A 13,715-nucleotide genomic window follows, 5' to 3' on the forward strand; every position below is an offset into this window, starting at 1 on the left:
CCACCACGACGGTGGGGCGGGCAGCCGGGGACCCGCCTCCGAGCGCGCCCGCATCGCCCGCACGGACGTCCCCGCAAGGCGCCCGCACCGGCACCCGCCCGCCTCACGGGTGTCCCCCCGACGGCACCGACCCGATCCCCACCACCCGTGCCCGACGCGGGCGGGGCCCTCGGCACGTGGTCGGGATCCTCCTCCTCCCACGACCCGCCCCCCTCGGGGGAAAGCCCCACTTCGTGGAGCTCGGGCCCTGGCAGGGGCACCTTTTCCGGGTCTCCTGACCGACAAGCCGCCCGACCGGCTCACCCCATGGTCTTCGCGCCGTCCAGGGACTCGCGGATGATGTCGGCGTGCCCCGCGTGCTGGGAGGTCTCGGCGATCACGTGCAGCAGCGCCCGGCGGGCCGACCAGTGCCTGCCCGGCTCGAACCACGGGGCCGACGGCAGCGGGTGCGCCGCGTCGAGGTCGGGCAGCGACGCGACCAGTTCGTCGGTACGGCGGGCCACCTCGGCGTACTCCCGCAGCACCCCCGCCAGCGTCTCGCCGGGCAGCATCCGGAACTCGTCGGCGCGCCGGGCGAAGTCCTCCTCGGTCATGTCGTCGAAGTCGCCCATCGCCGACGGACCGTCCACGATGAAGGAGGCCCAGGTCCGCTCGACCGAGGTGACGTGCTTGATCAGCCCGCCGAGACACAGCTCGCCGGCGGTGGTGCGCAGCCCCGCCTGCTCGTCGGTCAGGCCGTTGGTGGTGAAGCGCAGGAAACCGCGGTGCTTGGCCAGGGTCTCCAGCAGGTCGGCGCGCTCCCCGGTGAGGGCCGGGGCGAGCGGGGCGGTGCTGTTCAGGGACATGGCGTGTCTCCGTCTCCGAGAGGTGTGTTCCGCGTTCGTGGACCACGTTAGGAGGGATACAGGTCAGGTCCTGTCCTAAAGGGACGGGGCCGCGGATCTGGAGGAACGGGGTCCGCGGATCGCCCTCACGCCGGGAGCGCGGCCACCCCCCACGCCTGTGCGCACAGCGCCCGCTCGACCTCGCCGGTGTACAGCGCCGCCGCCAGCCACGCGCTCGCGAAACGCCCCGAGTCCGACGGCAGCAGCCGCCCGAACGCGTCACGGGCGCGGTCCGCCGCGGCGGCGTGCAACGCGTCGAGGAGGTCACCCGCCGTGCCGAGCCCCATACGGCGGAGCCGGGCCCCGTCGCCCGCCGCGCCGCCCGGGAAGGCCAGCACCCGGCGGCCCCCCGACACGGCCTGGTGGACCCGTCGGCGCAGCAGGTGCAGCGGTGCCTCGTCCACGTCCGGGGCCGGAGCCGGAATCCCGCCCCCGGGCGTCGTCGCGGGCAGATCCGCGTGCTGGAGCCGGTCCAGCCCCAGGTCCACCCGGGCGGCCGGGTCGCTCGGGTGCTCGGTGGCCAGCAGCAGCGCACGGGGAACCGGCCCGGGCGCCAGCCGGGCCACGACCCGCACACGGCCGCCCCCGGCCGCCGCCAGCAGACGCAGATTCTCGCGGTACGGCAGAGCGGGCGCGTCATGGGCCACCGCCAGCCGCAGCGGCACGCCGGCGCAGTCCGCCAGCAGACAGTCGCCCGCCGCCTCCCGGACCGCTCCCCGGAGCGTCACCTCGAGGAACAGCAGATCATGACCGCCCCCGAGGGCCCGCCCCACCTGATCGGCGACGGGTACGGCCCACAGCCGGTCCAGCGGCTCGCCGCGCCACGACGCGCCGGCCGCGCGCACCGCCCGCACGCCCGCCCCCGCGCCGAGACGTCCCGTCGGCGAGACGGTCGCGCCCGACACGGCGAGGCCCGCGCGCGCCAGTTCACGGTGCGTCAGGGAGGTGTCGCCGATCCGGACGGCCCGGTCGGCGGCACCGGTCGCACGGCCGGGACCGCCGGGCGCCACGTCGGACACCGTGTAGAGGCGGCCGTCGGCATCCGCGGTCCAGGTGACCGCGCCCGCGTAACCGGTGGCCGTGAGGACCGGCTCGGAGAACAGGCCGTACAGCCGCAGCGAGCCGTCGGGACGGTACGGCTGCCGTGCCGTGCCGCGCAGTTCGGCCAGGTCGGCGCCCGTGGCGCGGGGGAGGCGGTGCGCCACGGCCAGGAGGCCGCGGAGCGCGTCCGCGAGGTCGTCGAGGCGGTGGGCCGGGTCGGCGGAACGGGCCGCGCGCACCCCGGTGACCACGGAGACCGCGGCGGCCGAGGCGCGGGGGAGACCCGCGAGGCGCGCGGTGTGCGCGGCGCGCAGCAGCTCCGACTGGAGCACGGCGCCGGCCCCGTCGGTGCCGGCCTCCAGGACGGCGGCCGCCGCCTCGAACACCGCACGGGCGGCGGCGCGTTCCTCGGGCCCGGCGGACTGCGGCCCGGGTCCGGGTCCGGCGTCCTCCCGCGACCCCCTCGCCGTGTCCGCCGGTTCGCCGGCCGGCGCGGCCGGTGATGTGTCCTCGGCGACCGGAGCCGCCGAGGCGGCGGCCGCGCGGTGCAGGCAGTCCGGTGCCAGCAGGCAGCCGCAGCGGATGGCGTCCGTGCTGGTCACCGTCCCACCGGGGGCGCGCAGTTCGAGGTCGGTGTCGTCGTCGACAGCTATCCGCACGAGGTCGCCGTCGCGCACCACCGGACGGGCCGCGAGCTTGGCGACCCCCGCGTCCAGCCGCTTGCGGAGCCGGGGCGACAGCGCCCCGACCAGCTCGGCGGTGACGGACGGGGCGACCGGGGGCAGCCCGCCGCCCGGGCGGTCCGAGGCCCCTTCCGGATCCGGGTGAGGCGAGGTCCCCTCCGGGCCCAGGTGACCGGAGGCGCCTGCTGGCTTCGGGTGGCCTGAGGACCCTTCCGGGCCGGGGCGCCCCGAGGTTCCTTCCGGGCCCGGGTGTTCCGCGGACAGGTCCGGAGTCATGCGATCTTCTCCCCTACCCAGCGGGCGAGTTCGAGTGGACTGAGGGCGGCCACGGGCATGCCCGCGGCGACGAGCTGACCGGCGACGCCCGTGGAGTAGCGGGGCCGGCCCGTGTCGTCGAGGCTCGCGCAGCCCAGGACGTGACAGCCCGCCCCGACCAGCGCGCGGACCTCGGCGAGCAGCCCGCCGAGCGGATGGCCCTCCTCGAAGTCGCTGACGACCACGACGAGGGTCCGCGAGGGGACGGTGACCAGCTCACGGGCGTGCCGCAGTCCCGCCGCGATGTGCGTGCCGCCGCCCACGCTGACCTCCAGCAGCAGCGACAGCGGGTCCTCGACGTGCCCCGTGAGATCGATGACCTCGGTGGAGAACGCCAGGAAGTGCGTGGACAGGGTCGGCACCCCGGCCAGCACCGACGCCGTGAGCGCGGCCCAGACCGTGGACGCCTCCATGGACCCGGACACGTCGGTGACCAGGATCAGCCGCCAGTCCGCGGACCGCCGCGCGCGGGTGCGGAACACGGGGTGCTCGGGGATGACCCGGACCGTGCCGTCGGGGGCGCGGCGCGCGGTCGCCAGGTTGGCGCGCAGGGTGCGCGGCAGGTCGAGGCCGCCGCCCGGGCGTCTGCTCGGGCGCGGCAGGGCCGTGCCGTGCAGGGCCGGCCGCAGCCGGGTGGCCAGTTGCCGGGTCAGGGCCTCGACCAGCCGTCGGACCAGCGGACGCAGCGCGGCCAGCCGGGCCTCGGGCAGACCGCCCGCGTGGCTCAGCACGGTGCGCAGCAGGTCGACCGAGGGGCGCACGCTGTCCGCGTCCAGCTCGGCGAGCACGTCCTTCCGGCCCGCCGCCGCGGCCGCCGCCAGCACCTCCTCCCGGATGCCCGGACCGAACAGCATCGCCAGTTCCCGCGACCACTCCCGCACGCCGGGGTAGGGCACCTCCCGGCCGCCGCCCGGGCCGCGCCCGGTCAGGCCGCCCCTGCTGCCCTCCCCGCGTCCGCTGCCGTACAGCTCGTCCAGCGCGGTCGCGAGCGAAGCGGCCGAGGAGGGAAGCCGGTCCTTCCCGCGGCCCAGGACGAGTCGCCAGCGGTCACCGGGGGCGAGCAGACCGCCCTCGGCCCGAGCCCCCGGCGACCCGGCGGGCACCTCCGCCTGCGCGGCGGCGAGCGCGGGCAGCAGCCCCAGGGTCCGCAGGGTCTCGCGGCCGGCGAGGTCCGCCCGCGTCCAGGCGGCGAGCGCGGCCGGGTCGACACCGCCGGTGTCCGCGACGTGCGAGACGTCCAGGCGTTCCTCGACGGCCGCCAGCAGACGGTCGCGGGCCGCGGGACTGAGGGCGTCGAAGCCGCCGCGCAGCGCCGGGAGCCGGTCGAGGAACTCCCGGTCGGGCAGCTCCGACACCCGGTCGAGCAGGGGTTCCAGCGCGGGCGCCGCCGCCTCCAGCAGGGGACCGGCGGCGGTCAGCAGCCCGCCGAGCCGCGCGGTGAGCGCGGCCCGCGAGTCGGCGTCGACGGCCCCGTCGACCCAGGACGCCACCCGGTCCCCGAACCCCCGCGGATCCTCCTGCCCGAGCAGCACGCGTACGGCCCCCGCGGCGCCGCGCATCAGCGGGGACCCGTCGGCCGCCAGCCGGCCGAGGGCATCGGTGAGCCTGATGCCGCCCGACAGGTCGGCGCGGTGGGCCAGTTCGAGCAGGGCGCGGGCGTCCGCCAGGTCCTCGGAACCGGTCAGGCCGTCCACCTGCCGCACCGCCGCCGACGTGAGCAGCTCGGCCACGCCGGCCGCCCGCGCCGTACGGTCCCCGTCGGCGCCGAGGCCGGGGACGTGCCCGGCCCGCAGCCGGTCCAGCAGGGCCAGCCCGGCGAGCAGCTCGGGCAGGGTGCCGGCGCCGGGGAGCGCCTCGGCGAGGTCGTCGAGGCGCTCGTCCGCGAGCCCGGTCAGACCGCACTCGGCGGCCTGCGCCAGCCCGTCGAGAGCCTGCGCCGCCGTCGGCCCGCCCTCGTCCTCCTCCGCACGCCGCCGCTCGCGCAGCACCCCTTCGGCGGCCTGCGCGGCGGTGACCCCGCGCACACCGGCCGCGGTCAGCATGGCCGCTGTCGCGGGCGTCCAGCGCACCTCCCAGCGCGAGGTGAGCGCCTCGGCACCCCCCGCGCCGACCACCTCCTTCGCCTCCCCGTACGGCACCCCGCACACCGCCAGCCGGCGCAGCAGCAGCTCACGGCGCCGGTCGAGGTCGGAGCGCAGCGGGTCCAGACGCAGGTCCCGCGCCGCACCGGGCACCCCGTCCGCCGGTCCGGGCAGGCCCAGTTCCGCCACCTCGCCCTCCACCGCCGGGGCCAGACCGCAGCGCGGCGCGGCCGGCGCGGGCCGCCCGGTGCGGGTGCCGACCAGCACCCGCTCCATCGCCCGCGCCACGGCCCGCCCCCGCCCGTACGGCTCGCCCTGCGTCAGCACCGTCTGCACGGCCTCCACCAGCTCACCCCGGCCCGCCGCGGGCAGCCCGCGCAGCCGGGACAGATCGGAGGCGAGCCGGACGATCTCCCGCGCGTCGGCCGGACCCGACGGGTGGCCGAGGAGGCGCAGCTCGGCACAGACGCGGACGGCGGCCCGCGTCAGCGCCTCCTCCAGCGCCTCGGGAACGCCCGCGGCCCGCAGGACCATGTCCTGCCACTCGGGGTCCCGGATGCCCGCCGGATAACCGGACCGCTCGTCCAGCAGGGCGTAGGTGTAGGGGATGAGGGACGTGGTCCACGCGGGGCGGTCCGGGCCGGCTGCGGCCTGATCGGCCTCCGCCGCCTCCTCCTTCGGCTGTCCACCCGCCAGCGCCGGGGCGTGGAAGGCCCCGACCACCACGGCGGCCCGCTCCCCGTGCGCGGTGGCCCGCGCGACGCACGCCCGCATCCACCGCTCCCGCCGCAGGTCCAGCTCGGGCACGCCGCCCGCCGCGGCCGCGTCCTCGCGCAGCGCCCAGCCGGTGAGCAGGGCCGCCCGGCGCAGGGCCTCCGGCGGCGAACCGGGTGCGGTGGCCTCGACGAGCCGGTCCCACAGATCGTCCCCGGGACGGCCGCTCACCCCGGCCCGCAGCGCGGCGGCCAGCCCGGGACCGCCCGCACCCGGCGTCGGGGCGGCGGCCCGGCCCGCCTCCCACGCCCGGTCGGCGAGCGGCAGGTCGCAGGCGACCACCGGCACACCCCGGCGGTTCGCCCAGCGCACGGCGGCCAGCTCGGGCGAGAAGTCCGCGAACGGATAGAACGCCGGCCCCGCGCCGCCCCTCCCGTCGGCGGGGGCGGCGGCGAGCGCGACCGGGGCCCGCGTCTCCTCGTGCCCGAGCCACGGCAGCCACTCCTGCATCTCGGCCGGCAGCTCGACGAGCAGCACGTCCGGTTCCGCCGCGTCCAGCAGCGCGGGCACCGCCACGGCCAGGGAGGGCGCGTGATGCCGTACGCCCACCAGGTAGGGCGCCGCCGGGCCGGTCAGGGCGGCGAGGGCCTCCTCGGGAGGCACGGAACCGGGACGGGGACCGGATGCCACCCGGCCGGGGCCGGATCCGGCCGCGCCCGGCCCGTGGGGGGTGGAGAGGCGGGAGAGGGACACGGCCGTCAGCCCTCCAGAACCGTGCGCAGGTCCCACAGGGTGCGCCAGGTGGCGGAGCCCTGTTCCGCGCGGCGGCGGACGGGACCGTCCCAGTAGCCGCGCAGCCGGGCCGCGTCGGCGGGGTCGTCCTTGCGGACCACGCCCAGCAGGTGCCCCGGCAGCAGGCCGAGCACGTCACGGTCCCCCGGGAAGTACGCCGCCGCCAGAGCCAGGGCCCCCGCCACGGACACGGCCTCGGCGGTGCTCATCACGGTGGACGGCCGCTCCACCTCCCAGCCCTCCGCCGACCGGCCCTCGCGCAGATCCCGGAAGGCCGTCACCAGCGCCTCCAGCACCGCGTCGTCGACGTGGAACGGCGCCCCCGCCCGCTCCACCGACGCCCGCGCCTGGCTGCGCACGAGCGCCGTCTCCGCGTCGACGTCCGGGATGGGGCCGACCGTCTCGAAGTTGAAACGGCGCTTGAGGGCCGCGGACATCTCGGAGACACCCTTGTCGCGCAGGTTGGCGGTGGCGATGAGGTTGAACCCGGGCGCCGCATGCGCCAACGCGTCCTCGGAGCCCGCCAGTTCGGGTACCGCGATGCGCCGCTCGGAGAGCAGCGACACGAGGGAGTCCTGCACCTCGGGCAGACAGCGGGTGACCTCCTCGACCCGCGCGATGCCGCCCCGGTGCATGGCGGTCAGCACCGGCGAGGGCACCAGCGCCTGCCGGCTCGGGCCCTGCGCCAGCAACAGGGCGTAGTTCCAGCCGTACTTGAGCTGGTCCTCCGTGGTGCCCGCCGTGCCCTGCACGACCAGGCCGCTGGTGCCGCACACGGCGGCCGACAGCAGCTCCGACAGCATGGACTTGGCGGTACCGGGCTCGCCGACGAGCAGCAGACCGCGCTCGCCCGCGAGGGTCACCACGCACCGCTCGACCAGGGCCCGGTCGCCCACGAACTTGCCCTCGACCACGAGCCGGCGCGGCACCCCGTCGGCCGCCTCGGCACCGTCGGGCAGTTTCAGGGCCCGCCCGTCACTGCCCATGACGAACGTGACGACCGCCCGCGGGGTCAGCCGCCAGGCGGGCGGACGCGGCCCGTCGTCGTACGCGGCGAGGAAGGCCAGTTCGGTGGCGTGCCGGTCCTCGGGCGGGACGACCTGGCGGGCCGGGGCGGGGGAGAGGGTGGTCGTCATCGGCGCGGTTTCTTCCAGGTGCGGGGGGACGGTGGTCATCGGCGGCGGCCCTTGCGGGTGGCGCGGGTGGTCAGTTCCTCGTAGGCCGGGGCGTCGCCGGCGCGGACGCGGTCCCACGCGCGGGCGAACAGCTCGGGCACCGGCATCAGCGGCATCGCACGGGCCCGCTCGCCCACCGGGTACAGGCCCTCCTTCCACACCTCGACCGGCAGCGCGGGCGCCTTCGGCTCGCGCCAGCCGCAGGGCAGGAAGAGGGTGCGTCCGGCGCGCGGCCGCTTGGCCTCCACGACCAGGTCGGTGGTCGCGAGTTCCGCACGGGCCTTCTTCGTCCGGGCGGGCTTCCAGCCGGTCCAGCGGGCGCAGTTGCGGTCCGTGGGGTCGGGCAGGGCGAGCAGCTGGAGGTACAGCGCCGCCGCGTCCTCGCTCAGGCCGTGCGCCCCGGCGACCTCCGCGACCAGCTCCGGCACGGTGGCCGTCGGGTCCTGGGCGTGCCCGCCGGCCTCCTCGGGACCGGTGCCGGCGGCGAGCGCACGGGCCAGGTCGTCGCCGAGGACGGCCCGCAGCGCGCGCAGGCCGCCGCCGCGCCCCGGTCCGGCCAGCCCTTCGAGGAGTCCGAACACGGCGTCGTCGGGCCCGCTCAGCCCGGCCGGCCGCACCAGGACCGCCTCCTGGTCCTGGTACCAGGGGCGCAGCACCAGCGCGTCGCCCAGCCGGGTCAGACCGTCCGCGTCACCGCCGCCGGTGGCGGGCAGACCGTAGGCCTTGCGCAGGGCCGGGGCGGTCATGCCCTTCTCCGCCCAGGTGACGTCGAGGTCGAGCAGCAGTCCCGGGTCCGTGAGGCGCCGGCGCACCGCGGCGAGCCCCTCGGGCAGGGCGGCGCGCAGCGGATGGCCGTACGGCAGCGCGTAGGCGAGCCCGGCCAGGGAGGCCACGGCGTTCGACAGGTGGTGGCGGCCGGGCAGCGCCCGCGCGTCGTCGGGGACGAGGTCGCCGTTCCTGCCGGGCCGCTGGACGGTGGTGCGGCTGATCCAGGGCGTGCGCGTCGGGTTGAGCACGTCCTCGGCCGCACCGGCGGAGACCCCGGCGAGTTCGAGATCGGCGGCGATGTCCTCGGGGAGCCGGACGAACCCGCCGAACCGCTCCTGCCAGATCCGGCCCGCGGCCGCCGTGTCGGGACCGGCGGTCCACAGGTCGCCGGGGCCGTCGGGCAGCAGGGCGCCGACGAGGGCGGACCCGTCACCGAGCCGGAAGGAGGTCAGCAGGCCGTCCCCGAAGGTCTTCTGACGGGGTTTCAGGTCAATGGTCGCGAGCAGGTCCGTGGCCACCTGCACCGGCTTGCCGGCCAGCAGCAGCGCCGACTGCACGGGCCCGAGCCCGCCCCCCGTCGCGGCGACGAGCGCGTGCGGCGCCTCCGGCTGCCAGGGCGCGGGGCCCTTGTCCCGGATCAGCCCGGTGACGGCGGCCAGGGCGTCGGCGGGGAACACCGGCGGGTGCGCGGTCTCCCGCTCCAGCACGAAGTGGGCGATCGCGCCGAACGTCCCGGACGGGTCGTGGTCCAGGGCCAGCCAGTGCACCCGGCCCTTCTCCCGGTCGACCTGCCGGCAGCCGAGCACGACGACCGTACGGCCGTCGCGGCGCAGCACCTGCCCCAGACGCTCGTGCTTGTCCTGCGGCTCGCTCAGCACGACCTCCCGCAGAGCGGCGCCGTCGGCCGCGGCCAGCCGCCCGTCCGCGATCACGTCGAACAGCACCAGGAGAGCCTCCCGGTGCGCGTCGGAGAGGACCGGGGAGGCGGCACGGTAGGCCAGGGGCCGCAGCACGTCGAGCAGGGACGGCCACAGCATCCCGATGCCGGGGACGGTGAACTCGTCGCTCCGCCATCCCTGCGCGGACCCCGTCGACCGGGAGCGCTCGGGCAGCGGCCGGCCGTCGGCGGGCCTGCCGGACAGCACGTGGTTGACGGCGCGGATCTGCCGCACGGCGCTCCACTGCTGCCCGCCGCCCCACCAGCCCTGCTGGTCGGCGAGGCCGACGGTGGCCTCCCGCAGCGTCTGGTCGTCCGCGTGCCGGGGACTGTAGTCGCCGAACATGCCCTCGACGCGCCGCCGCTGCACCGGCTTCGGCTCCGCCGGAGGAGCCACGAACGCGGCGGTCGACTCCGCGAGCCGCAGCACCGCGCGCACCAGCGCGGAGACCCCGATGAGCAGGCGCCGCTCGCGCAGACCGGGCAGGCAACGGGAGACCGCCTCGCGCAGGACCTCGTCCGCGGCCGGCAGGACGGACGTGCCGTCGGCGGCGTCGTTCGGCACCGAGGACGTTCCCGTCGTGGCTGCCGTCGACCCCCCGGCCGAGCCCGCCTTCGCCGCCGCCACGCGCGCGGCGTGCTCGGCGAGCGCCTGCGCGCCGGTGCGCAGCACCACGGCCGCCTGCTCGTCGCTGAGCGCCCGCAGCACCGCCGACGCGGCCTCGTCCCGGGGCCGCAGCGCGTGCCAGAAGTCGATCGGCGGGACCAGCCGCGTACCGGCGGCGAACTCGCCGCCCCGCTCCAGCGGGGTCACCCGCCCCGACTCCCCGGACGCGGAGGTGTCGTCCGCGGTGTGGAAGGCGATCTGCCGGTGCAGGGCGACGACGACGGGCTCGGCCCCTCCGGGGAGCCGCAGCGCGCCGACCGGCACGCCGCGGGCGACGCCGTCGCGGCCCTTCGGCAGGGAGACCGTGCGCCCGTCCGGCGTGCCGGCGGTGACGCGGGCCCCGTCGCCCTCGCCCTCCTCGCGCACCCAGCGTCCGAGGACCGTGCCGTCCGTGCCGAACGGGCTGCGCTCCAGACCGGGCTGGAGCGGCAGCACCACGCAGTGCTGCTGGAGCAGCGTGGACTCGTCGGTGATGCCCGACCGCAGGAACGCGGGCAGCGAGGCGCGCCCGTGGGTACCGGTGGCCGGGTCGTACTCCAGCCACACCTGCTTGCGCCCCTGCCGGCCCTGACGCCAGTACGAGGTGCCGTCGCCGAGGATGCGGCGGCTCGGCGGCAGGACGGTGTCACCGGTGTGCAGCGTGCGGCCGCCGGTGGCCCGGCCGCCCCCCGGCAGCGGGATCGAGGGTTCGCCGGCGTCGTGGGCGCCGTACCAGTGGGGGACCCGTTCGCCGCCCAGGGGGAAGGTGTCGGAGGGGTGGGCCGACCAGTAGCCGAACTGCTTGCCGCCCTGCGGCCACGTCACCAGCAGCTCGCCGTCCGTGAAGCGGAACGACGGACGCTGCCAGCGGTCCAGGCCGTCGGGCAGCCGCAGGTCGTGTTCGAGGAGGATGTCCTCGGGGCCGACGACGATCACCTTGTGCCTGCGGGAGAGGATCAGCGCGGGCCAGGCCTCCTCGACGCGCAGGGTGTCGTCACGGTCGCGCCTGGTCTCGGCGTCGAGCCGCTTCAGCGCCTCTTCGAGGGCGGGCCAGACCAGTTCGTCCGGGATGCCGGCGCGCAGCGTGCGGCCGAGCAGCGGCGCGACCTCGTGCGCGGCGACCTCGGCGACGGCGGCGGGGGCGACCCGGGCCGCGACCGTGCGGAACGGCCGCAGTTTCTCCAGCGCCGCGCGCGCGGCGGGCAGACCGGCCGCGGCGGTCAGCTCCCCGGCCGCGTCCCGCAGCCACTCGCGCAGCACGTCGGCGAGCACGGGATGACCGGCCAGCCCTTCCAGCAGTTGCGTGTCCGGCCGGTGGCCGCTGAGCGTGCCGACGGACAGGTACAGCAGCCGGCGGTGGCGCGGGTGCGCCGCGAGGGCCGTCAGGTCCCGCCGCCCCGGCGCCTCGTCCTTCAGCCACTGGCTCAGGGGGAGGAAGACGTTCTGGCCGGTACCGGGGTCCGTCAGCGGCACGTCCTCCGCCAGGCACAGGTCGAGCAGGTCAAGGTCGGCGCCGGCGTGCCAGCGGCCGGTGAACAGGTCGACGGGCCGGCCGCCCTCGCGCAGCCGCGACGCCATCCGCCGGACGAGCGCCAGGGTGGCGGGTGACCGGCCGCTGACCGAGCTGCCGTGCTTGCGGTGCAGGGACCAGCGGCTGAGCCAGTCCGCCGCGTCGACGTCGGAATCGGTCTCCCCGGTGAGCAGCAGGTCCGCGCCGCACTCGGTGAGCAGGTCCAGCCAGAACTCGTCGTCACGCGTGGCGCGGCCCAGGCCGGCCGGCATGATCTCCAGCAGCCGGGCCCGCACGGCGGGCTGCTCCCGGGCGAGCAGCACCAGCGTCGCCCGGTAGGTGTTCCAGAAGGACGCGGGCGCCCGGACCGCCGCCGGGGAGGCGATCAGGTCGGCGACCAGCGCGCACTCCTCGCCGACCCGGTCCAGGCCCGCGGCCTTGATCAGCCCGCGCGCGTCCTGCGGGAGCGAGGCGTACGGCGGCATGCCGGCCGCGCAGCGCTCCACCGTCAGCTGCCGGAACTGGCTCCAGGCGTCGGCGGGGCTCAGGCGCGCCGCGAGGGCCTTGACGTGCTCCTTGAGCGCCTTCACCGTGAGCGCCCCGGCGAACGCGAACTCCAGGAACACGGCGCGCTGCCGTTCCTCGTCGACGGCCAGCGCGTGCACCCGCTCGGCCTCGCGCGCCTTGCCGAAGAACGCGGCGGCGTACGTGGTGTTCTCGTGCTGGAGGAAGACGCGGGCGGCCTGCTCGTAGAAGGTGGGCAGGAAGTGCGGCACGGCCCGGCCGAGCCGTTCGCCGAGCGCCTCGAAGCCCTCCTTGGCGTGGCCGGGGCGGGACTTGGCCTGCCGTGCGAGCCGTTCGACGTCCTTGACGAGGGCCAGCGCGTGGTGGCCGTTCGCCGGGTCGTTGACCAGGGCCCAGGCGGGGAAGCCGAGCGTCTCCCGGCGTATCTGCCCGACCTGCGGCGTCTCCGGCTCCCGGACCAGGCCGAGGAAGTCCAGCGCCAGGTCCTCCGCCTCGCCGAGCGTGCCCGGCACCAGCCGCACGATCCTGCGCTCGTCCAGGGCGGGGTGCGTGTACGTGCGCACGGTGAGGACGTCGGCGTCCTCCCGGCCGGTCGTGCCCGGCGGCAGGATCGCGCCGGCGTCGAGCAGCGCCGCGGAAGCCGTCTCGTCGTACGTCGTCATGCCGCCTGCTCCTCGTCCTCGATGTTCCGCCCGGCGTACAGCGAGGCCGCCATGCGCATGCCTTCCGACCAGGCCACCGGCCCCACCTGACCGAGCCTCAGCGCCCGGCCGGCGGGGTCGGTGAAGGTGAGGGGGCCGGTCTCCGTCTCCTCGTAGCCCTCGTAGTCGCCGATCCACACCCGGGCCTCGACACCCCGGCCGTCCTCCAGGACGGAGCAGACGGCGTTGCCGCCGCGCACGCGGTAACCGAGCTGGGCGGCCCTGCCGTGCAGGAAGCGCAGTTCCTTGAAGGCGCCGCCGGCGTACTCCTCGACGGAGGTGCCCTCCGCGTCGAGCGTTGCGGGCCGGTGCCAGACCTCGCGGAACAGCTGCTGGGCGCGCTGCTCGACGCCGAGTTCGACGGCGAACTCCCTGAGGTCCTCCAGGTCTTCGAGGAGCACCGGGTGCGGGAGGCGGACGAGGCCGGGGGTGATGCGGACGGTGTCGCCGTCGAGGTCGACGAGGCCGAGGCCGCGCTCGGGGTCGGCGTCCCGCAGGAATCCGGCCACCTCGCCGTCCTCCCCGGTGACGACGAGGTCGCGCAGGGCGGCCTGCCACGCCGGGTCGGGCCACACCCGCGCGAGAACGGCGAACGGCACCGGCAGCGAGCGCACCATCCAGCGCTCGACGTCGGTCAGGCACCGCTGTTCGTGCCGTTCCAGCCATTCGACGAGCTGACGCAGGCCCACCACGGCCGGATCGTCGGCGATCTTGGGCGGCACGGACTTCAGCCGTCGCCCCGCCGCGTTGCGGCACACCACCTTGCCGTCGTCGAGGGCGACTTCGTAGCCGCCGGCCGACACCCACCCCATGTGTGCCTCCCGCACCCGCAGTGATCAAGTGACGGGAACTCTAGATCAGGCCACTGACAACGGGTCCGCGACGAGTGGCCGGCGTTCCGGCGACCGTTCTCCCGGGACCGGGTGCCTCGATCACCGCCGCC

6 protein-coding genes are annotated in these 13,715 nt (G+C 76.9%); all 6 read right to left on the reverse strand.

From position 1 onward, the window contains the following. Positions 1–299 precede the first annotated feature (299 nt). The 6 genes from ACH4N1_RS29095 to ACH4N1_RS29120 all read right to left on the reverse strand — a co-directional run bounded on the left by ACH4N1_RS29095 (position 300) and on the right by ACH4N1_RS29120 (position 13,584). Positions 300–845 (reverse strand): DinB family protein, encoded by a 546-nt coding sequence (locus ACH4N1_RS29095; protein WP_398101754.1) that lies wholly within the window; start codon positions 843–845, stop codon positions 300–302. A 125-nt stretch (positions 846–970) separates the two neighbouring features. Continuing rightward, the gene (locus tag ACH4N1_RS29100; RefSeq protein WP_398101757.1) at positions 971–2,884 is read right to left on the reverse strand and encodes a hypothetical protein; all 1,914 of its coding nucleotides are present in this window, start codon (positions 2,882–2,884) and stop codon (positions 971–973) included. Continuing rightward, positions 2,881–6,480 (reverse strand): DUF5682 family protein, encoded by a 3,600-nt coding sequence (locus ACH4N1_RS29105; protein ID WP_398101881.1) that lies wholly within the window; start codon positions 6,478–6,480, stop codon positions 2,881–2,883. Before ACH4N1_RS29105 ends, ACH4N1_RS29100 begins: the two co-directional genes overlap by 4 nt. After that, positions 6,477–7,646, reverse strand: a complete 1,170-nt coding sequence (locus ACH4N1_RS29110) for an AAA family ATPase (RefSeq protein WP_398101884.1) — start codon at positions 7,644–7,646, stop codon at positions 6,477–6,479. The genes ACH4N1_RS29105 and ACH4N1_RS29110 overlap by 4 nt, the downstream gene beginning before the upstream one ends. Before the next feature lie 35 nt (positions 7,647–7,681). Continuing rightward, on the reverse strand, positions 7,682–12,733 hold the full coding sequence (locus ACH4N1_RS29115; protein ID WP_398101759.1) for a hypothetical protein: 5,052 nt from the start codon (positions 12,731–12,733) through the stop codon (positions 7,682–7,684). After that, positions 12,730–13,584: a DUF4132 domain-containing protein gene (locus ACH4N1_RS29120; RefSeq protein ID WP_398101761.1), complete on the reverse strand. Its 855-nt coding sequence runs from the start codon at positions 13,582–13,584 to the stop codon at positions 12,730–12,732. Before ACH4N1_RS29120 ends, ACH4N1_RS29115 begins: the two co-directional genes overlap by 4 nt. Positions 13,585–13,715 lie beyond the last annotated feature (131 nt).

It is taken from the genome of Streptomyces sp. NPDC017202 (assembly GCF_044331705.1).
In the GTDB taxonomy this organism is placed as follows: domain Bacteria; phylum Actinomycetota; class Actinomycetes; order Streptomycetales; family Streptomycetaceae; genus Streptomyces.